Source organism: Vibrio tubiashii ATCC 19109 (assembly GCF_000772105.1).
Lineage (GTDB): Bacteria > Pseudomonadota > Gammaproteobacteria > Enterobacterales > Vibrionaceae > Vibrio > Vibrio tubiashii.
This window is the reverse complement of sequence record NZ_CP009354.1, coordinates 1,652,780-1,671,478: the sequence shown is the minus strand read 5'-3', so window position 1 is coordinate 1,671,478 and position 18,699 is coordinate 1,652,780. Positions and strand designations below refer to the sequence as shown.

The window sequence follows — 18,699 nt, the reverse complement described above, 5'->3', positions numbered from 1 at the left end:
CTAGTGACGTCGGTAGCTTACTTATATGACAATTTTATAAAATATTTATGACACATATATAAAACTAATAGCAGTGCATCGCGTCATTGCAAGTTTCGAGAGATAAAAAAACGCATCCAGACGATGCGTTTAATATGTGGTAGGAACGATTACAAGATTAGCCTTTTACGTCGAAATCAATCTTGCTGGCACCTGTAAAGACCTGAAAACGTAAACCTTTTGCACGAGCAATCGTGGTAATGCCAAACTTCTCAGCAAGCTCTAACCCCATTTGCGTAACACCAGAGCGAGATAACAGAACTGGTATCCCCATTTGCGCCACTTTAATCACCATTTCAGAAGTAAGGCGACCGGTTGTGTAAAAAATCTTGTCTTCACCAGACTCTTGATTAAGCCACATTTCACCTGCCAACGTATCTACGGCATTGTGACGACCCACATCTTCAACGAAAGAGAGGACTTCATTACCTTTGCACACCGCACAACCATGAACCGCACCCGCTTTTTTATACGTGTCGTTGTAATGAGTTAATGCTTCCAGCGCGGAATAGATTTCAGATTGCTTGAGAGGGACTTGAGGTACTTGATAGCCTTCGAGCTGCTTCATCACATTGCCATACATGGTGCCTTGCCCGCAGCCAGAAGTGACGGTCTTTTTCTTGAGTGCGCTTTCGACTTGCTGAATGCCTTCTTTAGTGATTACCGCTGCAGTGTGCGTTTCCCAGTCAATAATGACAGACTCCAACGATTCAGGATCACTGATAAAGCTTTGGTTTTTCAAATATCCGAGAACCAAGGACTCAGGGCGAGACCCAAGCGTCATTAAGGTTACGACTTCTTTCCAGTTTAGCATCACCGTAAGAGGGCGTTCACAGGCGATCTGCTTGGTCAGCCTTTCACCGTATTCATCAAACACTTCTACTTCGATGGTTTGCAAAGGGTTTTCACTGGTTTTAATAATGTTTGGTTTAACCACAGACGTTTCCTATCTAAATTCTCAGTATTATTTTTGCTACTTGTTGCTTGCAATTAGCGTTCCTATTTGTCGATCCTCTAATTTTGACAAACCAACGCCATCTCAGTCAGAAATTTCAACTAAATTGGTTGAATATAGAGCAAGTCAGTTATGGGTACAGATATTGCTTGCAGCATGAGCATATAACTCTATTTAAGTGATTTGTGTAAATCCATTAAATATCAAATTCGACGCTGGTGAACCATGTCAAAACATCAAACTGTGACTGAAAAAGTAGAAAAATCTGAAGAGCTATGGCCAATTGAATGCCAACTTGTCGCACATGAAATCGCCACAGGTCTATGGACGACGACACAATGGCAGTTAGCTTCATTCGACCTTACTCCAAACCAAGCAAATACCTCGGTTGCGATGCTTCAATTACACCGAGATGAGCGCACCGATTATCGATTTAACCTAAGCTCAACTCAGCCAAAACTATTTTTGGTTTTAGACAATGTCGACTCTGATGAGACGCCAAACATCGTTACGCTTACGGCGTCACAAAGTGTTGCAGGCCAGTATATGGATGGCGATTACTTGGTGCTTTCTAATGATATGCCACTCCCTGTTCAAGCGTGGATGGAAGCCTTTATAGGTCGACATGGGGAGCTACTCGAACAAAGGCGCAAAAAACGTAAAGGGGCAGGTAGAGCAAGTGGCAACTAGTTTTTTTAATCGTTGGTCTAAAAAGAAGTTAGAAGGTGAAAGCGCTTCTCAGGATGAGCCTTTGGCCGAGCTCGATCAAGATGTCGTCAAAACCGAGTCAGAGACAGCAGGGGAACCAGAAGCCGCTATAGAACAAAGTAGCCAAGAGGTTGAAGCTACGGAGCAACCTGAGACGAACATCGCCTCACTTCTCGCTTCAGAAGCTGAATCTGCGTTAAAAAAAGCCGCATTAAGAAAGCTGTTCTTATCGGGTCAATTTAGTGAAGTCGATGGCTTGAATGATTATGACCACGACTATAAAGCGGTAAAAAGCCTCTCTTCAGATGTTGCTGAAAAGCTTCGCGATTGGATGCAATCTGATGAAGAAGAGATGGAAAGCAATGCTCAGTTGATAAGCAGTGATGAAGACTTAGCTAAGCATGATGAAGTTGAAGAACAAACGATGAGCGATTCTTCGCAATCGGTAGAAAGTACGGAAACAGTGGGACAAAATATACCACACAAAGAATAGGTACATTTTGACTAAATCATCAATTTACGGAGTGGGACAAATTGTCTCACTCCGTTTTTTTATTGTGTAATTGGTCATCGAATTACCATAAAGCATTGATTTAATAGGTATATAAAGTTGGTACAGCAATTGCTTTTACTCGCCTAAGTGAATATTCCGTTCTACTGGAACAGAGCAATGCTAAAAGAACTACTACAAGAATCAACATCGGCAAACGGAAAGGCACGACGCTATGCGTTTGAGAATACCGTTGAGCTAACCAATCTTATTCCACCAACCGTCAGCTATGAAAGTGGTGGAAATACACTCATCGTGGGGCCTACATCCATTATTGAGAGCGCCGCTGCTCAGTTAGAGCAGTTAAAAAGTATCACCTTGCTTTCTACTGACGGTGAGAAAGGTGAGTCTAACAACCTCTATTTTGCTAGCTCAGTTCAAGTATCGGGTTTTCTAGGGACGTTTACTGTCGTTACCGAGAACAACGGAATTGAAAGTAATCTTGCGCAAGTCGCCATCAATCATGATTGCTTCGATATCGTTCTAGACTTGTGCCTTAGCAGCTGCATGAGTGAAGAAGTCCCAGTACCTGGTTATTACCCTGTGGGGCGCGGTTATCCAAAACTCGCAGAGGCGCTGGAAGAGATTCCGACTTTGATGGGCACGTTTGATAAGCCCAAGTTCTTTCGTTTAAACACAGACTTATGTGCGCATAGCTCTCGTGGCGTGAAAGGGTGTGAGCGATGTGTTGATGCTTGTCCTGCCGGTGCATTATCCAGTGAAGGTACAGATAAAACAGGGCATAGAATTGAAATTAACCCTTACCTTTGTCAAGGCGTAGGCACGTGTGCAACCGCGTGTCCGACAGAGGCGATTCATTACGCGCTTCCTACTCCGCAAGAAACCCAGAAATTCATAGAACGCACACTAGCAAACTATGAGCAAGCGGGCGGGCAAGATCCTATTGTTTTAATTTGTAGCTCACGCCATGAACAATACAACGTCATGACGCTTAAAGCACTACCAGATAATGTGGTTCCTGTTGTTGTAGAAGAATTGCCTTCAGTTGGAATTGATTCGTGGTTTGCAGCATTAGTGAATGGGGCTACTCAAGTACTGTTTGCCGCTAGTCGTTTTATGCCAGAAACTATTCTTCGTGTCCTCAATAACGAAGTGGCTACTGCGCAAGAATTACTGACTCAGCTCGGCATTGCAAAAGAGACCATAGATATTCTTTATCTAGAATCACTGAGAGAAGGGGCACCAACGCTTTGCACCGAATCGTTTGATTTGGCATTAGGCGATCTTCAAGGGAATAAACGTCAACGTCTTTTCACCGCACTGGATTCTCTCGCACAAGCTCGTATTCCTGTTGAGAACATCGTTGAACTGCCAGAAAGTGCGCCTTACGGTAATGTCAGCTGTGAAAGTAAAGATTGTACCTTGTGTATGAGTTGTGTCGCGGTTTGTCCTACCCGAGCACTACACACCGATGGATCTTCTCCTTCACTTCAATTCGTCGAGCAAGACTGCATTCAATGTGGGCTATGTGCTAAAGCGTGTCCTGAACAAGTTTTGACTCTGACGCCTCGTATGAACTGGGACAAAGAGAGTCGCCAGCAAGCCCAAGTCATCCATCAGGAAAAAGCAGCCGAGTGTGTACGCTGCCACAAACCTTTTGCACCGCAGTCGATGATTGACATGCTACAAAGTAAGTTACGCGGTCACTCTCATTTTGCCGATGAAGCAGCTCTGAATCGCATTGCTATGTGTGAAGACTGCCGAGTGGTGGACATGTTTGAGTCCATGGCAGAAGACCCAACCAAGCAATTAAATTATTAAGGTGTAAGTACGATGGATAATCAACAACAAACAATTCGTGCAGATATCTACCTACTGCTGTCAACGCTATACCGTCAGCAGCCATCAACTGAACTGATCGCTTTCCTGTCCCAACTAGAGACAGAGCTAGCAGAAAGTGCCATGCAGCTGGCTTGGCACAAAGTGAAATCAGCAGCAATCGAAAGCAGCCAAGAGCAGTTAGAAGATGAATACCAAGAGCTATTTATTGGCATTGGTCGTGGTGAAGTCGTGCCTTTTGCGTCTTGGCATCTAACAGGATCGCTAATGGAAAAGCCGCTTGCGTCTATTCGTCATGATCTTGGACTTCTTGGCTTAGAGCGAGAAGAGCAAGTAAAAGAGCCAGAAGATCACTTTTCGGCACTCTGTGAAGTGATGTCGGTCCTTGCCGAAGAAGAGGAAGAGCTACAGCAAGTGTTCTTCAACAAACATTTAGGTACATGGTTCAACTCTCTAGTTAAGCAAGTGAAAGAGGCAAAGAGCGCGAGCTTTTACTTGGCTGTAGCCGAACTGACGAACGCTTTTATGACTTTAGAGCAGGTCCGTTTCAGTGCCAATCTACAAAACAGCAAAACCAAATTAAAAATTGATGTGAAAAACGTGACTGAGTATGAGCAGCCTCAGCAATAACGTCTCACGTCGATAGCAATACCTACTAAAAAGGGTAAGGAAGCAATAATGAAAGATAATAAAGAGTTAAATCAAAGCCGTAGGGATCTTCTCAAAGGCTTAACGACCGCAGCAGTCGCTGGAGCCGTAGTCGCTGGCACTACCAAAGTGGCTAGCGCTGCAGAATCTGTAGAAGTGAAGCAAGACGAAAAGAAAACGGGCTATCACGAAACTCAACATATTCGTGACTACTACGAAACGCTATAGGAGCTAACCAATGAAATTAGTCAAACGCTCCGATAACGTGAGCAAAGAACAGAGTCAGCTAGGTGTATCGAGACGTGCCTTCATGAAAAACAGCTCGCTTGCTGCTGGTGGCGCTGTCGTAGGTGCGAGTTTGTTTGCACCCGGCATGATTAAAAAAGCTGAAGCCAAAGCTGTTGATCCTAATGCAAAAACAGAGATCAAACGTACCATCTGTTCTCACTGTTCTGTTGGTTGTGGTATTTACGCTGAAGTCCAAAACGGCGTATGGACCGGCCAAGAGCCTGCATTTGACCACCCATTTAACGCTGGTGGACACTGTGCGAAAGGCGCAGCATTACGTGAGCACGGACATGGTGAACGTCGCTTAAAGTACCCGATGAAACTTGAAGGCGGTAAGTGGAAGAAGCTTTCTTGGGATCAAGCGATTGAAGAGATCGGTAACAAGGTTCTCGATATTCGCAAAGAATCTGGTCCTGACTCTGTCTACTGGCTAGGTAGTGCGAAGCACAGCAACGAACAAGCGTACATGTTCCGTAAAATGGCGTCACTTTGGGGCACCAATAACGTCGATCACCAAGCGCGTATCTGTCACTCAACAACCGTAGCAGGTGTAGCAAACACTTGGGGTTACGGCGCGATGACTAACTCGTTCAATGACATGCATAACTGTAAGTCGATGCTATTCATTGGTTCAAACCCGGCAGAAGCTCACCCAGTTGCAATGCAGCACATCCTGATCGCTAAAGAGAAAAACAACTGTAAGATCGTTGTTGCTGACCCGCGTCGCACGCGCACTGCTGCAAAATCGGATCACTATGTCTCTCTTCGTCCTGGTTCAGACGTTGCTTTCATTTGGGGTATTTTGTGGCACGTTTTTGCTAACAAATGGGAAGACAAAGAGTTCATCCGTCAACGCGTATTTGGTATGGATGAAATTCGTGAAGAAGTCGCCAAGTGGGGCCCGGCGGAAGTTGAACGCGTTACTGGCGTGTCTGAAGCGGATGTTTACAAGACAGCTAAACTACTTTCAGAAAACCGCCCAGGGTGTGTGGTTTGGTGTATGGGTGGTACTCAGCACACCACAGGTAACAACAACACGCGTGCTTACTGTGTGCTAGAGCTTGCGCTTGGCAACATGGGTAAATCGGGTGGTGGTGCGAACATCTTCCGCGGCCACGACAACGTGCAGGGTGCAACAGACCTTGGTGTTCTATCTCATACACTTCCTGGTTACTACGGCCTTTCTGATGGAGCTTGGAAGCACTGGTCGAAGGTTTGGAATCTAGAACACAAATGGGTTCAAGATCGATTCGATCAAAATGAGTATCGCGGCAAGAAACCGATGAATAACATGGGTATTCCTGTGTCACGTTGGATCGATGGTGTATTAGAAAACAAAGACAACATCGAGCAAAATGACAATATCCGCGCCATGTTCTATTGGGGCCACGCGGTAAACTCGCAAACTCGTGGCGTTGAAATGAAGAAGGCGATGCAGAAGCTGGATATGATGGTCATCGTTGACCCATACCCAACAGTTGCAGCGGTAATGAACGATCGTACCGATGGCGTTTATCTTCTACCTGCAACGACCCAGTTCGAAACGTACGGCAGTGTAACGGCGTCTAACCGTTCTATTCAGTGGCGCGACAAGGTGGTTGATCCTCTGTTTGAATCAAAACCTGACCACGAAATCATGTACTTGCTGACCAAGAAGCTAGGTTTTGCAGATCAGCTGTTTAAGAATGTGAAGGTGGAAAACAACCAACCTGTAATCGAAGACATTACCCGTGAATTTAACCGCGGTATGTGGACAATCGGTTACACAGGTCAAAGCCCAGAGCGTCTAAAAGCGCACCAACAAAACTGGCACACATTCCACAAAACGTCACTAGAAGCCGAAGGTGGTGTTGCTCATGGTGAAACCTACGGTCTACCTTGGCCATGTTGGGGTACACCAGAAATGAAGCACCCTGGTACGCATATTCTTTACGATACGTCTAAGCCAGTGGCTCAAGGCGGCGGCAACTTCCGCGCACGCTTTGGCGTTGAATTCGAAGGCACTAATATCCTTGCCGAAGATAGCTACTCAAAAGGTTGTGAAATCGAAGATGGCTACCCAGAATTCAGCGACAAGTTATTGAAGTCTCTCGGTTGGTGGGATGACCTTACCGCTGAAGAGAAAGCAGCAGCGGAAGGTAAAAACTGGAAGACAGACCTATCTGGCGGTATTCAGCGTGTTGCAATCAAGCATGGCTGTATTCCTTTCGGTAACGCGAAAGCGCGTGCTGTGGTTTGGACCTTCCCTGACCGCGTACCACTTCACCGTGAACCGCTCTACACACCACGTCGTGATCTTGTTGCGGATTACCCAACATGGGACGACAGCGAGTCTATCTACCGTCTACCAACCATGTACAAGTCGATTCAAGATAAAGATGTATCGGGTGAGTACCCAATCATCTTAACCTCGGGTCGTCTGGTTGAGTACGAAGGTGGTGGTGAAGAGACGCGTTCGAACCCATGGCTAGCTGAGCTTCAACAAGAAATGTTTGTTGAAGTGAACCCGAAAGATGCCAATGACCTTGGCTTCAAAGATGGTGAAATGGTTTGGGTTGAAGGTGCAGAGAAAGGCCGCATCCATGTCAAAGCGATGGTCACGCGACGCGTTAAACCGGGTATGGCATTTATCCCATTCCACTTCGGCGGCAAGTTCCAAGGTGAAGATCTTCGCGGCAAATACCCAGAAGGCACTGACCCATACGTTATTGGTGAATCTGCCAACATCGCCACGACTTACGGTTATGACCCTGTCACGCAAATGCAGGAAACCAAAGTCACCCTATGTAACATTCGCAAAGCTTAAGGAGTCAACAAATGGCTAGAATGAAATTCCTTTGTGACACCAAGCGCTGTATCGAATGTAACGGCTGTGTCACTGCATGTAAGAACGAAAATGATGACGCGTTAGAGTGGGGTATCCAACGTCGCCGCGTCGTTACTTTGAACGATGGTGAACCGGGTGAGAACTCGATTTCTGTTGCTTGTATGCACTGTACCGATGCGCCTTGTATGGCGGTTTGTCCGGCAGACTGTTTCGAGCACACAGAAGATGGCATCGTGCTACACAACAAAGATCTTTGTATCGGTTGTGGCTACTGCTTGTTTGCTTGTCCGTTTGGAGCTCCTCAGTTCCCTAAACAGGAAGCGTTTGGCGAGCGCGGAAAAATGGACAAGTGTACCTTCTGTGCAGGTGGTCCTGAAACAGAAGCGGGCTCTGTTGAAGAGCGTCAGAAGTACGGTGCGAACCGTATTGCTGAAGGTAAGCTGCCAATGTGTGCTTCACTATGTTCAACCAAAGCTCTTTTGGCAGGTGATGCTGAGAAGGTATCTGACATCTTCCGTCAACGTGTTGTAGAGCGTGGTGCTAAAGGCGCTGGTTGGACAGACGGTAACGATCTGTCTTACGACGCAACGAAAAGCTAAGACTGGAGAGATTCATGTTTTCAATGTTTAAACGTGCATCTCTTGTAATGCTGTCAATGATGGCAGCATTACTCTTTGCTTTATCGCTGCCTGCGCATGCTGAGCAAAAAGAGTCTGAAGTTGCACAACGTGAAATGACCCAATTGGCAGGAGCCGATTTCTGGCGTCAAGTTCGTCAAGGCGAAGAGGGCTACACGACGTCTCAGTTCCCTGAGCATGGAATGCTAATTAGTACCCCAGGTCAAACTTGGTACATTTTGAAAGAGAAATGGATGTCACCTGCGGGAGCTGTGGCGATTTTCGGTAGTATCGCATTCGTTACCTTAATGTACATTGTGATTGGTCCTCTCATGTTGAGTGCGCCAAGAACAGGTAAGAAGATCAAACGCTGGTCTCGACTGGATCGCGCCTTGCACTGGAGTATGGCGTTTACCTTCTTAACACTCGCGTTTAGCGGGCTGATGTTGGTTTACGGTAAACATTTCCTTAAGCCGTACATTCCGTCAGAGCTATGGGGTTTCATCATCATGTTGGCGAAGCAATACCATAACTACATTGGACCTATCTTCTACGTGTTACTGCTGTGTGTTCTGATTAAGTGGTGGCGTAAATCAATCTTTAAGAAAGTCGATATTGCTTGGTTTATGAAGCTTGGTGGTATGGTTGGCAAACACAAAGGTTCACATCCTTCGGCAGAGTTTTCAAACGCAGGTGAAAAAGCACTATTTTGGTTGCTTATTGTCGTGGGCTCTGTGGTTGCGCTTAGTGGTCTGGTGTTAGATTTCCCGATCTTTGGTCAGACTCGCCGTGATATGGAGCTGTCTAACCTCGTCCATATGTTAGCGGCACTCATTCTGATCTGTGGTTTCGTGTTCCATATTTATATCGGTCTGTTCGGTATGGAAGGCGCACTAGAAGGCATGGTAACGGGTGAGGTTGACGAAACTTGGGCGAAAGAGCACCACGATCTTTGGTATCAAGAAATGATGGAAAAAGAGCGTCAAGAGCAGGGAGTAAGTACTGCGGACAACAACTCTGGTAACCAAGTAAAAGGAGCGCAGACAAATGAACAAACCTCATAAGGGTATTTGGGTTGCGTACATCCTAAGCTGCTTTACACCGTTCACCTGCTTAATTTCAGGTGTGATAGCCATCATTTATGCGGGTTACCGTTTAGATAAGGGAGAGGATGGGGAGATCATTGACTCTCATTATTATGGGTTGATTAGAACCTTTTTCCTCAACCTAACTTACTTCGTTGTACTGATTATTACAGTCGCGACGTCGAATGGTGTTCTTATTGGTGTGAATGACTACTGGTATAAGAGCCATCTGATTGATGACATCGCTTACTATATCCCTTACGTAGGCATGTTATTCGGTTTGATTGCCATTGCGTTCTGGTTTGTTCGTATGTTCCAAGGTATGAATAAGCTTAAAGAGAACCAACCATTTAGCTTCTCTAAAGGTCCAAACCTTTAAATTTAAACTTAATCTAGATAAGCCCTGAACATTCAGGGCTTTTTTTTGCACCACAATAACCCGCCTCAATCTGGTGCACTTATCCCCATAACCGTGCATTGCTTCACCAAAGGTGTGCGTCCGATTCCTTTGTCTGATTTCTAGCTACTAGATAAAATATCTATCATTCATAAGCTTAGCTCTAATTTATAGAATCATAACTTACTGGCATATAACTTGCCGTATCAGTGCTTCAAGCAATATCACCAATGTGGTGAGCAACGTTATATGACGCACAGGAAAAGTGCGCGACAACAAAAATGGAGACTTATACGAATGAGCGTAACAGCAAGTCAGGTTCATGGAGCCGTTCAAACCCTGACTCAAAGTTCGGACACACTTTTTCTTCTTCTTGGCGCCATCATGGTGTTCTTAATGCACGCTGGCTTTGCCTTTTTGGAAGTTGGTACGGTGAGGCACAAAAACCAAGTGAATGCGTTAGTCAAAATCCTTGCTGACTTTGGTATTTCAGCACTTGCTTACTTCTTTATTGGCTATTGGGTCGCGTATGGTGCTAACTTTTTCGCAGACGCTCAAGTTTTGTCACAGGGTAACGGGTACGAATTAGTTAAGTTCTTCTTCCTACTAACATTTGCTGCTGCTATTCCTGCCATTGTTTCAGGTGGTATCGCTGAGCGTGCACGTTTTTATCCTATATTAGTCGCCACATTCTTTACGGTCGGATTAGTTTATCCCGTCTTTGAAGGCATGATCTGGAATGGTAACTTTGGCTTGCAAGCATGGTTTGAAGCGCAATTTGGCTATGGATTCCATGACTTCGCAGGTTCAGTCGTGGTACATGGCGTTGGCGGTTGGATAGCATTAGTTGCCGTTATCTTCCTAGGTATGCGTAAAGGGCGTATTAGAGCAGGGAAACACACCAACTTCGCGCCTTCAAACATCCCATTCTTAGCTTTGGGCGCATGGATTCTCTGTGTCGGATGGTTTGGCTTTAATGTGATGTCAGCGCAAACATTGAATGGTATCAGCGGGCTAGTTGCCATGAACTCATTGATGGCGATGGTTGGCGGTATTGTTGCAGCGCTTATCGCGGGTAAAAACGACCCGGGCTTTATTCATAACGGTCCTTTAGCGGGACTTGTGGCGATTTGTGCCGGTTCTGACCTAATGCATCCCATCGGCTCGCTCATTACTGGCGGCGTTGCGGGTGCGTTGTTTGTTTATCTATTTACCTATCTTCAAAACAAAACCAAGATTGATGACGTACTTGGCGTATGGCCTCTGCACGGCGTTTGTGGAGCGTGGGGCGGTATCGCAGCAGGAATCTTCGGTCAAAGCGCGCTAGGCGGGTTAGGAGGCGTGAGCTTTACCGTTCAGCTACTCGGTACTATTTCAGGTATTGCCATCGCAGTGATTGGTGCGCTAATAGTCTACGGAGCTATTGATAAATTATCTGGTTTACGCTTGTCAGAGGAAGATGAGTTTAACGGAGCAGACTTAGCCATTCATAAGATTTCAGCCACAAACGAAGACTAATCTTTCGTTCACTCAATAGATAAGGCAGCCAAGTTAGGCTGCCTTTTTGTTTAACCTCACAAAAACTAGGTAAAACATTGCATATTTCGACCATGGTCTAACTTGCAGCGCTAGGGAAGAGGGAAAGTCAATGCTAAGCTAATCTCAAGAACAGTAACAAGGAAGTAGTATGAATTTCCCGTATCGTAATGTCGTTATTTTAACTGGAGCTGGAATCTCTGCTGAGTCAGGCATCCAAACTTTCCGTGCTCAAGACGGTTTGTGGGAAAACCATCGAATCGAGGATGTTGCCACTCCAGAGGGTTTCGAACGTAATCCCGATTTGGTTCAAGACTTTTATAACCAGCGTCGTTTGGGGCTGCAAGATCCATCAATCGAACCGAATGCTGCTCATATTGCCTTAGGAAAGCTTGAAGCGCAGCTTGAAGGAACGGTCACCATTATCACGCAAAACATCGATAACCTCCATGAGCGTGGAGGAAGTAGCAATGTCATTCATATGCATGGTGAGTTGCTGAAGTCGCGCTGTAGTGAGTCTAATCAAGTTGTTGAGGAAAAGGGCGAAATCAAAACAGGCGATCTTTGTCATTGTTGTCAGATCCCTTCGCAGATGCGACCTCATGTGGTTTGGTTTGGAGAAATGCCACTAAGAATGGGTGATATTTATGCCTCATTAGAGGCAGCAGACTTGTTCATTTCAATCGGTACATCTGGGGTAGTCTATCCTGCGGCAGGCTTTGTCCATGACGCAAAAATGCATGGTGCACACACGATAGAAATTAATCTTGAGCCGAGTGCCGTTGAAAGTGAGTTTGAAGAGAAGCGTTACGGCAAGGCGAGTATTGAAGTCCCTAAGTTAGTAGAAGAGATTTTAAGCCTACAGCAACCAGACGTAAAACATGCTTAGTGAGTAGTAAAACTCTCAACGTTTTCGTCGGGAGTTTTTCATTTCATACATTGCTTGATCCGTTTTTTCTAATGCTTCACTCAGCTCATTTTTTGATGTCGCCTCAATGCCATAGCTGAAACGAATACTTTCACCTTCTAACTCTCGTTTGAGTTTATCGACAAACTTTCGTCCTTCAGTTGGCTTAACGACAACAACAAATTCGTCACCACCAATTCGAAATGCTTGTTCATGCCGATCAATGATCTGATTGATTGCCTGTGCAAAGCGGATAATCATTAAGTCTCCAACAGCATGGCCTTTATTATCATTAACTGCCTTTAAGCCATCTAGATCTAAATAGATAAGATCAAACGTCTGCATTCTGATATCAGACAATTTTTTTCGATTATAGAGGCCGGTTAGTTCATCTATACAAGCATCATTGTTGATTTGCTTGATCAGTTTAGTAAAGCCAAATGCAATTAAGAGGTAGGCGATTTGAAGGCTGCCATCTTCAATCATAGTATCAACCAGATCGTATTCATCTGAGATTGCATCTAGATAGCTGACTTCGGTTAAGACGTCGTATGCTTGATTAAAGATGAGTAACAAGAAGCCGTATTTGATGTAGCCATTGTCGAGGATAGTGTTCCTAGAAATAACAAAGATGAAGATCAGAACAAAGAGGGTATTGCTTTCAAACCAAACGTCATTGCGAGAGTCGATATAGTCGCTATGAGTTAAAAACGCTATGAGAGTAGACGTCGCAAACAGTAGGCATAATATTATCAGTATGACTTTATACCTTCTTTTCATAGCTCATCCTTAGCTAGCGTTAAGAGGTGTCCCTCAAATACAAAAAAGAGCGGCTTCTTGCCGCTCTTTAAGTATATAACTGATATCTAAAGTTGTTAGTTATCAACTTTTAGCTTTTGGAAGTACTCGTCATAAAGCACACTTGCTTCACCCACTTCATCTTGCCATGTACCGCTATCCATCACTTCTTGAGGAGGGAAAATGCTTGGATCATTCGCAAATTCTTCAGGTAGTAGCTTGTGAGCTGTTGCAACTGGAGTTGGGTAACCAATCTCTAGTGCAATCTTAGCTGCGTTTTCTGGGCGAAGTAGGAAATCGATCATCTTATGTGCTGCTTCGACGTTTTTCGCTTCTGCTGGAATCGCTAGGCTGTCCATCCAGAAGATAGCGCCTTTTTCTGGCCATACGATATCGATCGATGCACCTTCTTGACGAGCCATGTAAGCAGAACCATTCCAAAGCATACCTAATGATACTTCACCCGCTAGATATGGGTTCGCAGGGAAATCAGAGTTAAATACTAATACGTTAGGCATCAGTTTTTTTAGCTCTTCATAAGCGGCTTTGATTTCATCTGGGTTAGTCGTATTTGGCGAGTAACCTAGTTTGGTCAGTGCAATATGGAAAACTTCACGTGAGTCATCCATCAGCATTAGTTGACCTTCCCACTTGCTATCCCAGAAATCATCCCACTTAGTCACCGATGATTTATCTAGCATGTCGGAGTTGATACCGATGCCTGTCGCACCCCAAATGTAAGGGATAGAGTAGTTGTTGTTTGGATCAAAAGGTTTGTTTAGGAAGTTGGTATCCAAGTCAGCAAAGTGCGTAAGTTTCGTTTTATCGATTTGCTGCAACATACCTTCTTTACGCATCTTAGAGACAAAGTAAGTAGACGGTACTACTAGATCGTAACCAGAACCTTGAGTCTTAAGCTTGGCGTACATGCTTTCGTTAGACTCGTAAGTTGAGTAGATAACTTTGATTCCAGTTTCTTTTGTAAAGTCTTCAAGAACTTCATTTGGAATGTATTCAGACCAGTTGTAGAAATAAAGCTCTTGATCAGCGGCCATTGCCGGCGCAGCGAATAGCGTCGCAGCACATAGTGCGCTTGCGTAGAATTTACTTTTCATTGGTTTTCCGTTTTATCTGTGTTTATCAGCACACAGTCACTCCGAACTGAGTACTCTGAAAAAACATGATTATTAAACTTGCTTGTCGTAGCGACAAACCTAGCAACGGGTAAGTATATCAGCCAAAACAAAAATAGGCAGCTACTGCTACCTATTTTTACTTTGGTCATTTACCTAGATGAAGGATTATTGTCCCGCTTTGAGTTTTAAGAAGTACTCTTCATACTTTACGGTTAAATCACCGACCGAGTCCTGCCATTCAACGCGATCCAAATCTTCTTGAGAAGGGAATAGTGGAGCAACATCTTTAAACTTCGCGTTTGACTCTGTAACCGCGGTTAGATAGCCGGTGTCACGAGAAATTTGCTCTGCGATTTCAGGGCGGAGTAAGAAGTCGATCATCTTATGCGCCGCTGCTACGTTTTTCGCACCGGAAGAAATGGCAAAGTTATCAACCCAACCAATGCCGCCTTCTTTGGGGAATACTAATTTAAGGTTCATGCCTTCGTTTTGCGCCGCGGCCGCAGAGCCATTCCACAACATACCGACGCCCACTTCACCTGACATGTATGGTGCGCCTGGGTTATCTGAGTTAAACACTAGAACGTTTGGCATCAGCTTTTGTAGTTCTGCGTAAGCTTCGTCAATCTGTTTAGGATCGGTTGAGTTACCTGAATAACCCAGTTTGCGCAGCGCAATGTGGAACACTTCTCGCGTGTCATCCATCAGCATCAACTGACCTTCAAGCTCTGGGTTCCATAAGTCAGCCCAGCTTGTAAAGTCATTAGGATCGTACATATCGGCATTGACCGCTAGACCAGTAATCGCAACAACATGCGGGATAGAGTAGTCGTTGTTTGGATCGTATGGCTTATCCAGATAATTGGTATCTAGGTTTGAGAAGTTATTTAACTTAGTCTTGTCGATCTTCTGCAACATGCCTTCGTCGCGCATCTTAGCGACGAAGTAAGTTGAAGGAACCACTAAGTCATAACCTTGGTTATGCGTTTTTAGCTTCGCGTATAAGGTTTCATTAGACTCATAAGTTGAGTAGATAACCTTAATACCTGTTTCTTTGGTGAACTGTTCTAGGATATTACTGTTGATGTAAGGTCCCCAGTTCATAAAGACGAGTTCTTTGTTTTCGTCCGCTGCCACTGAACCAGACAACAGGGAAAGCGCACATGCACTACCAGCTAAGAGAGTAGCCCATTTTTTCATTTACGTTAGCTCCAAACCAAACGTTGCCTTTCGCGCTAAGGGGGTCTGCGCTAATCAGCAGTAGATAGAAAAACAGAATGACTGATAGCCATTCTGTTTAGTGAATTACATGCTAAGTCTTATTTTACTTTTTCTCTGGCAAGTAGCTGAGAGGCAACCACCAAGATCAAAGAGACAATCAACATGACTGTTGCAAGGGCATTCACCTCAGGTGAAATTCCCACTTTCACCATCGAGTAGATTTTCAATGGCAAAATCTCATAGGTCGGCCCTGTGACGAATGAACTGATAATCACGTCGTCCAGAGACAAGGTAAAGCTCAATAGCCAGCCCGCAGCGACTGCAGGTTTAGCCAGCGGTAGAATAATCTGTTTTAGAATAACCCATTCGCTTGCACCTAAGTCTTTAGCTGCTTCTAGCATCTTCACGTCAAAGCCATTCAAGCGGCTGTATACCGTCACTACGACAAACGGCAAACAGAAGGTGATATGCGCGATTAATAGCGTAAAGAAGCCCAGTTGAGCGCCAAGCACTAAGAACAACGCTAGCAATGAAATCGCCATTACAATATCCGGTGACATCATCACCACGAACAGCATGCCATTCACTGCACCTTTTCCTTTAAACGAATAACGGAATAGGGCAACCGCGGTTAAGCTACCGATAATCGTTGCTGCTGTTGCGGAAAACACCGCGACATTCAGCGAATGCCAAGCAGCCTGCATTAGGCTGTCGTTGTTAACTAAGGTTTCGTACCACTTAGTGGTAAAGCCACCCCATTTCATTCCAAATTTATTGGCATTAAATGAGTTAACGATCAACACAACGATTGGGAGATACAAAAACGCATATACCAAGGTCATAAAGCTAAATCTAACTGTACGTCCCATCAGTCTAGGTCCACTTTCTTATTCAATAACTTACCTGCACGATAGTAGGCATATAGCATAATCGCCATCGCGATCGTTAGAGCAATACTGGTCGCGGCGCCGAACGGCCAATCTCGGGCATTCAGCACTTGGCTCTTAATTACATTACCAATCAGCAAGTTCTTCGCCCCGCCAAGTAGGTCAGAGATATAGAACATGCCGAGGGCAGGGAGTAGCACTAACAAACAACCACCAATAATACCTGGCATCGTGAGCGGTAGAATAACCTTGGTGAACGTCTGAAACTTGTTCGCCCCTAAATCTTTTGCCGCTTCTAAATAAGTGTGATCTAACTTCTCGATCGCAGAGTAGAGCGGCAAAATCATAAATGGCAGTAGAATGTAAACCAAACCAATCATTACTGCCGACTCTGTATACATAAGACGAATTGGCTTATCGATAATTTCCATTGCCATCAAAGACTTGTTAAGGACCCCTTGTGTCCCCAAGACAATCTTCAAACCGTAAGTGCGGATCAGTGAGTTAGTCCAAAATGGCACAATCACCAAAAACAACATTACCGGACGCCACTTCTCTGGCATTTTCGCCACGATATAGGCAAATGGGTAGCCAATCACCAAACATAGCAAGGTCGCAATAATCGCCATGTAGAATGAATGCCACAATACTTTGGCGTAGAGAGGATCCATCAAGCGGATATAGTTATCCAACGTGAAGGTCATCTCGATTAAGTTTGCTTCATCACGAGTTAGGAAACTGGTCCCAATAATCATCAGATTGGGTACCAATACAAAAAGCGTTAGCCAACCTACGATTAACGCGATGATCGCGTTCTGAAGACTAAACTTCTTGGCTTTCATTGAGTACGACCTCCCAACTTTCAACCCAAGTGATCGCCACTTTTTGACCTAGAGAGTGGTCGACATCAGGATCGTCTTCGTTGAAGAATTCGCTAACCATCACTCGCATACCCGATTCAAGTTCAATCACCGAATCCAAAGTCATGCCTTTGTATGTGCGCTCAGTAACGTGACCGACAATGCCTTTCTGCTCAGACTCTTTAATCTCTTCGATACGTAAGTCTTCTGGGCGAAGTAGTACTTGCAGTTTGTCACCGCTAGCGGCTGGTTTATCGTAGTAAACCACCGACTCAACACCTTCAATCTCTGCACGAATACGTTTCTCATCGATACGTTCAATCATGGTGGCGTTGAACACGTTGATTTCACCAATAAAGCGCGCAACAAATAGGTTTTTCGGCTCTTCGTAAATCTCACGCGGAGAGCCGTCTTGCTCAACCACGCCGTCACGCATAACAATGATGCGGTCTGACATCGAAAGGGCTTCTTCCTGATCGTGAGTAACAAAAATAAAGGTAATACCTAGCTGACGCTGTAATTGCTTCAGTTCGATCTGCATCTGTTTACGCAGTTTGTAATCCAGCGCAGACAACGACTCATCAAGTAGCAACACTTTTGGTTTGTTGACTACTGCACGTGCAATAGCAATACGTTGCTGTTGACCACCAGATAATTGGTGTGGTTTACGCTGGGCCATTTTTTCAAGACGCACCATACGTAATGCTTCCATTACGCGAGGCTCAATATCGTCAGATGGCACTTTTTGCATGCGTAGACCAAAAGCCACGTTTTCAAAAACCGTCATATGAGGGAAGAGTGCGTAACTCTGGAATACAGTGTTTACATGCCTTTGTTCAGCAGGAACTTGAGTTACGTTTTGGTCGGCAAGGATAATTTCGCCTTTATCTGCGGTTTCAAAACCGGCAATCATCCTCAACACGGTTGTTTTACCACAACCAGAAGGACCCAAAATCGTTAGAAACTCACCATGATTAACATCAAGGTTAAGATTTGCGATGATCTCCTTACCATCGAAACTTTTGCTAATTCCAGTCAGTTTAACTACTGGTTTTCCTGCATCTTGTTTAGCGTTCAACGTCTGTTTTTCTCCCACCTTGGTCACCGATTTGAAATGACCCGTCGTTACACAAATTCGAGGCGCGCATCATAATCACCAAAATTGTGAATTCAAAGCATTTTCTTATTCTGAAACACAAAAATTTTTGCAGGTAAAAGTAAACATTCCTTACCATACTCTCTGTATGCTAAATAAACCGCGCATTCAGAGGAGAATTTCCTTTATTTCTGAGTCAGATATCTATACTGATACGATGCGTTTAGTGGTTAATTATCAACCAAACAGTCGATAAAGCAAGCAGCAAGGCGAGATCCGATTTTAGACTGAGTTTGGTTGACGTATAATGAAGCCAATTTTTTATCAACAAGTTAGCTTGGTTA

Annotated in this window: 18 protein-coding genes; 11 read left to right on the top strand and 7 right to left on the bottom strand. The window is 44.7% G+C overall.

Annotated elements, in window-relative coordinates; translation table 11 throughout:
* Positions 1–157 precede the first annotated feature (157 nt).
* Positions 158–976 carry a formate dehydrogenase accessory sulfurtransferase FdhD gene (locus IX91_RS07535; protein WP_004745965.1) on the bottom strand — a complete coding sequence of 273 codons (819 nt, stop codon included), beginning with the start codon at positions 974–976 and terminating at the stop codon, positions 158–160.
* 243 nt (positions 977–1,219) lie between these two features.
* Here IX91_RS07535 and IX91_RS07530 point away from each other — a divergent pair, with 243 nt between their 5' ends.
* The 11 genes from IX91_RS07530 to cobB all read left to right on the top strand — a co-directional run bounded on the left by IX91_RS07530 (position 1,220) and on the right by cobB (position 12,339).
* Positions 1,220–1,684, top strand: a complete 465-nt coding sequence (locus tag IX91_RS07530; RefSeq protein ID WP_004745963.1) for a DUF3305 domain-containing protein — start codon at positions 1,220–1,222, stop codon at positions 1,682–1,684.
* Positions 1,674–2,195 carry a DUF3306 domain-containing protein gene (locus IX91_RS07525; protein ID WP_004745962.1) on the top strand — a complete coding sequence of 174 codons (522 nt, stop codon included), beginning with the start codon at positions 1,674–1,676 and terminating at the stop codon, positions 2,193–2,195. Before IX91_RS07530 ends, IX91_RS07525 begins: the two co-directional genes overlap by 11 nt.
* A gap of 177 nt (positions 2,196–2,372) precedes the next feature.
* Positions 2,373–4,034, top strand: coding sequence for a 4Fe-4S dicluster domain-containing protein (locus IX91_RS07520; RefSeq protein ID WP_004745960.1), 1,662 nt, complete (start codon positions 2,373–2,375; stop codon positions 4,032–4,034).
* A gap of 12 nt (positions 4,035–4,046) precedes the next feature.
* Positions 4,047–4,682: a TorD/DmsD family molecular chaperone gene (locus IX91_RS07515; protein ID WP_004745958.1), complete on the top strand. Its 636-nt coding sequence runs from the start codon at positions 4,047–4,049 to the stop codon at positions 4,680–4,682.
* 48 nt (positions 4,683–4,730) lie between these two features.
* Positions 4,731–4,928, top strand: a complete 198-nt coding sequence (locus tag IX91_RS07510) for a twin-arginine translocation signal domain-containing protein (RefSeq protein WP_004745957.1) — start codon at positions 4,731–4,733, stop codon at positions 4,926–4,928.
* A 10-nt stretch (positions 4,929–4,938) separates the two neighbouring features.
* Positions 4,939–7,794, top strand: a complete 2,856-nt coding sequence (locus tag IX91_RS07505) for a formate dehydrogenase subunit alpha (protein WP_004745956.1) — start codon at positions 4,939–4,941, stop codon at positions 7,792–7,794.
* Between the two features lie 11 nt (positions 7,795–7,805).
* Positions 7,806–8,414, top strand: a complete 609-nt coding sequence (fdh3B, locus tag IX91_RS07500; protein WP_004745954.1) for a formate dehydrogenase FDH3 subunit beta — start codon at positions 7,806–7,808, stop codon at positions 8,412–8,414.
* 14 nt (positions 8,415–8,428) lie between these two features.
* The gene (locus IX91_RS07495; protein WP_004745953.1) at positions 8,429–9,496 is read left to right on the top strand and encodes a formate dehydrogenase subunit gamma; all 1,068 of its coding nucleotides are present in this window, start codon (positions 8,429–8,431) and stop codon (positions 9,494–9,496) included.
* On the top strand, positions 9,480–9,896 hold the full coding sequence (locus IX91_RS07490) for a hypothetical protein (RefSeq protein ID WP_004745951.1): 417 nt from the start codon (positions 9,480–9,482) through the stop codon (positions 9,894–9,896). Before IX91_RS07495 ends, IX91_RS07490 begins: the two co-directional genes overlap by 17 nt.
* A gap of 315 nt (positions 9,897–10,211) precedes the next feature.
* Positions 10,212–11,432, top strand: a complete 1,221-nt coding sequence (locus IX91_RS07485; RefSeq protein ID WP_004745948.1) for an ammonium transporter — start codon at positions 10,212–10,214, stop codon at positions 11,430–11,432.
* A gap of 169 nt (positions 11,433–11,601) precedes the next feature.
* A complete protein-coding gene (gene cobB / locus IX91_RS07480; RefSeq protein WP_004745946.1) occupies positions 11,602–12,339 on the top strand; it encodes a Sir2 family NAD+-dependent deacetylase in 738 nt (245 codons plus the stop codon).
* A gap of 15 nt (positions 12,340–12,354) precedes the next feature.
* On the opposite strand, the gene IX91_RS07475 is transcribed toward cobB, so the two are convergent.
* The 6 genes from IX91_RS07475 to potA all read right to left on the bottom strand — a co-directional run bounded on the left by IX91_RS07475 (position 12,355) and on the right by potA (position 18,355).
* On the bottom strand, positions 12,355–13,137 hold the full coding sequence (locus tag IX91_RS07475) for a GGDEF domain-containing protein (protein WP_004745945.1): 783 nt from the start codon (positions 13,135–13,137) through the stop codon (positions 12,355–12,357).
* A 95-nt stretch (positions 13,138–13,232) separates the two neighbouring features.
* Positions 13,233–14,270: an extracellular solute-binding protein gene (locus IX91_RS07470; RefSeq protein WP_004745944.1), complete on the bottom strand. Its 1,038-nt coding sequence runs from the start codon at positions 14,268–14,270 to the stop codon at positions 13,233–13,235.
* A gap of 186 nt (positions 14,271–14,456) precedes the next feature.
* A complete protein-coding gene (locus IX91_RS07465) occupies positions 14,457–15,491 on the bottom strand; it encodes an extracellular solute-binding protein (RefSeq protein WP_004745943.1) in 1,035 nt (344 codons plus the stop codon).
* Positions 15,492–15,610: 119 nt separating this feature from the next.
* The gene (potC, locus tag IX91_RS07460; protein ID WP_004745941.1) at positions 15,611–16,381 is read right to left on the bottom strand and encodes a spermidine/putrescine ABC transporter permease PotC; all 771 of its coding nucleotides are present in this window, start codon (positions 16,379–16,381) and stop codon (positions 15,611–15,613) included.
* Positions 16,381–17,241 (bottom strand): spermidine/putrescine ABC transporter permease PotB, encoded by an 861-nt coding sequence (gene potB / locus IX91_RS07455; protein ID WP_004745940.1) that lies wholly within the window; start codon positions 17,239–17,241, stop codon positions 16,381–16,383. The genes potC and potB overlap by 1 nt, the downstream gene beginning before the upstream one ends.
* On the bottom strand, positions 17,222–18,355 hold the full coding sequence (potA, locus tag IX91_RS07450; protein WP_004745939.1) for a spermidine/putrescine ABC transporter ATP-binding protein PotA: 1,134 nt from the start codon (positions 18,353–18,355) through the stop codon (positions 17,222–17,224). Before potA ends, potB begins: the two co-directional genes overlap by 20 nt.
* Positions 18,356–18,699: the final 344 nt, after the last annotated feature.

What these genes read in the sequence shown, in the direction of transcription:
- IX91_RS07530 (WP_004745963.1), top strand. Translation starts at nt 1,220, where the DNA reads ATGTCAAAACATCAAACTGTGACTGAAAAAGTAGAAAAATCTGAAGAG.
- IX91_RS07520 (WP_004745960.1), top strand. Translation starts at nt 2,373, where the DNA reads ATGCTAAAAGAACTACTACAAGAATCAACATCGGCAAACGGAAAGGCA.
- IX91_RS07515 (WP_004745958.1), top strand. Translation starts at nt 4,047, where the DNA reads ATGGATAATCAACAACAAACAATTCGTGCAGATATCTACCTACTGCTG.
- IX91_RS07510 (WP_004745957.1), top strand. Translation starts at nt 4,731, where the DNA reads ATGAAAGATAATAAAGAGTTAAATCAAAGCCGTAGGGATCTTCTCAAA.
- IX91_RS07505 (WP_004745956.1), top strand. Translation starts at nt 4,939, where the DNA reads ATGAAATTAGTCAAACGCTCCGATAACGTGAGCAAAGAACAGAGTCAG.
- fdh3B (WP_004745954.1), top strand. Translation starts at nt 7,806, where the DNA reads ATGGCTAGAATGAAATTCCTTTGTGACACCAAGCGCTGTATCGAATGT.
- IX91_RS07495 (WP_004745953.1), top strand. Translation starts at nt 8,429, where the DNA reads ATGTTTTCAATGTTTAAACGTGCATCTCTTGTAATGCTGTCAATGATG.
- IX91_RS07490 (WP_004745951.1), top strand. Translation starts at nt 9,480, where the DNA reads ATGAACAAACCTCATAAGGGTATTTGGGTTGCGTACATCCTAAGCTGC.
- IX91_RS07485 (WP_004745948.1), top strand. Translation starts at nt 10,212, where the DNA reads ATGAGCGTAACAGCAAGTCAGGTTCATGGAGCCGTTCAAACCCTGACT.
- cobB (WP_004745946.1), top strand. Translation starts at nt 11,602, where the DNA reads ATGAATTTCCCGTATCGTAATGTCGTTATTTTAACTGGAGCTGGAATC.
- IX91_RS07475 (WP_004745945.1), bottom strand. Translation starts at nt 13,137, where the DNA reads ATGAAAAGAAGGTATAAAGTCATACTGATAATATTATGCCTACTGTTT.
- IX91_RS07470 (WP_004745944.1), bottom strand. Translation starts at nt 14,270, where the DNA reads ATGAAAAGTAAATTCTACGCAAGCGCACTATGTGCTGCGACGCTATTC.
- IX91_RS07465 (WP_004745943.1), bottom strand. Translation starts at nt 15,491, where the DNA reads ATGAAAAAATGGGCTACTCTCTTAGCTGGTAGTGCATGTGCGCTTTCC.
- potC (WP_004745941.1), bottom strand. Translation starts at nt 16,381, where the DNA reads ATGGGACGTACAGTTAGATTTAGCTTTATGACCTTGGTATATGCGTTT.
- potB (WP_004745940.1), bottom strand. Translation starts at nt 17,241, where the DNA reads ATGAAAGCCAAGAAGTTTAGTCTTCAGAACGCGATCATCGCGTTAATC.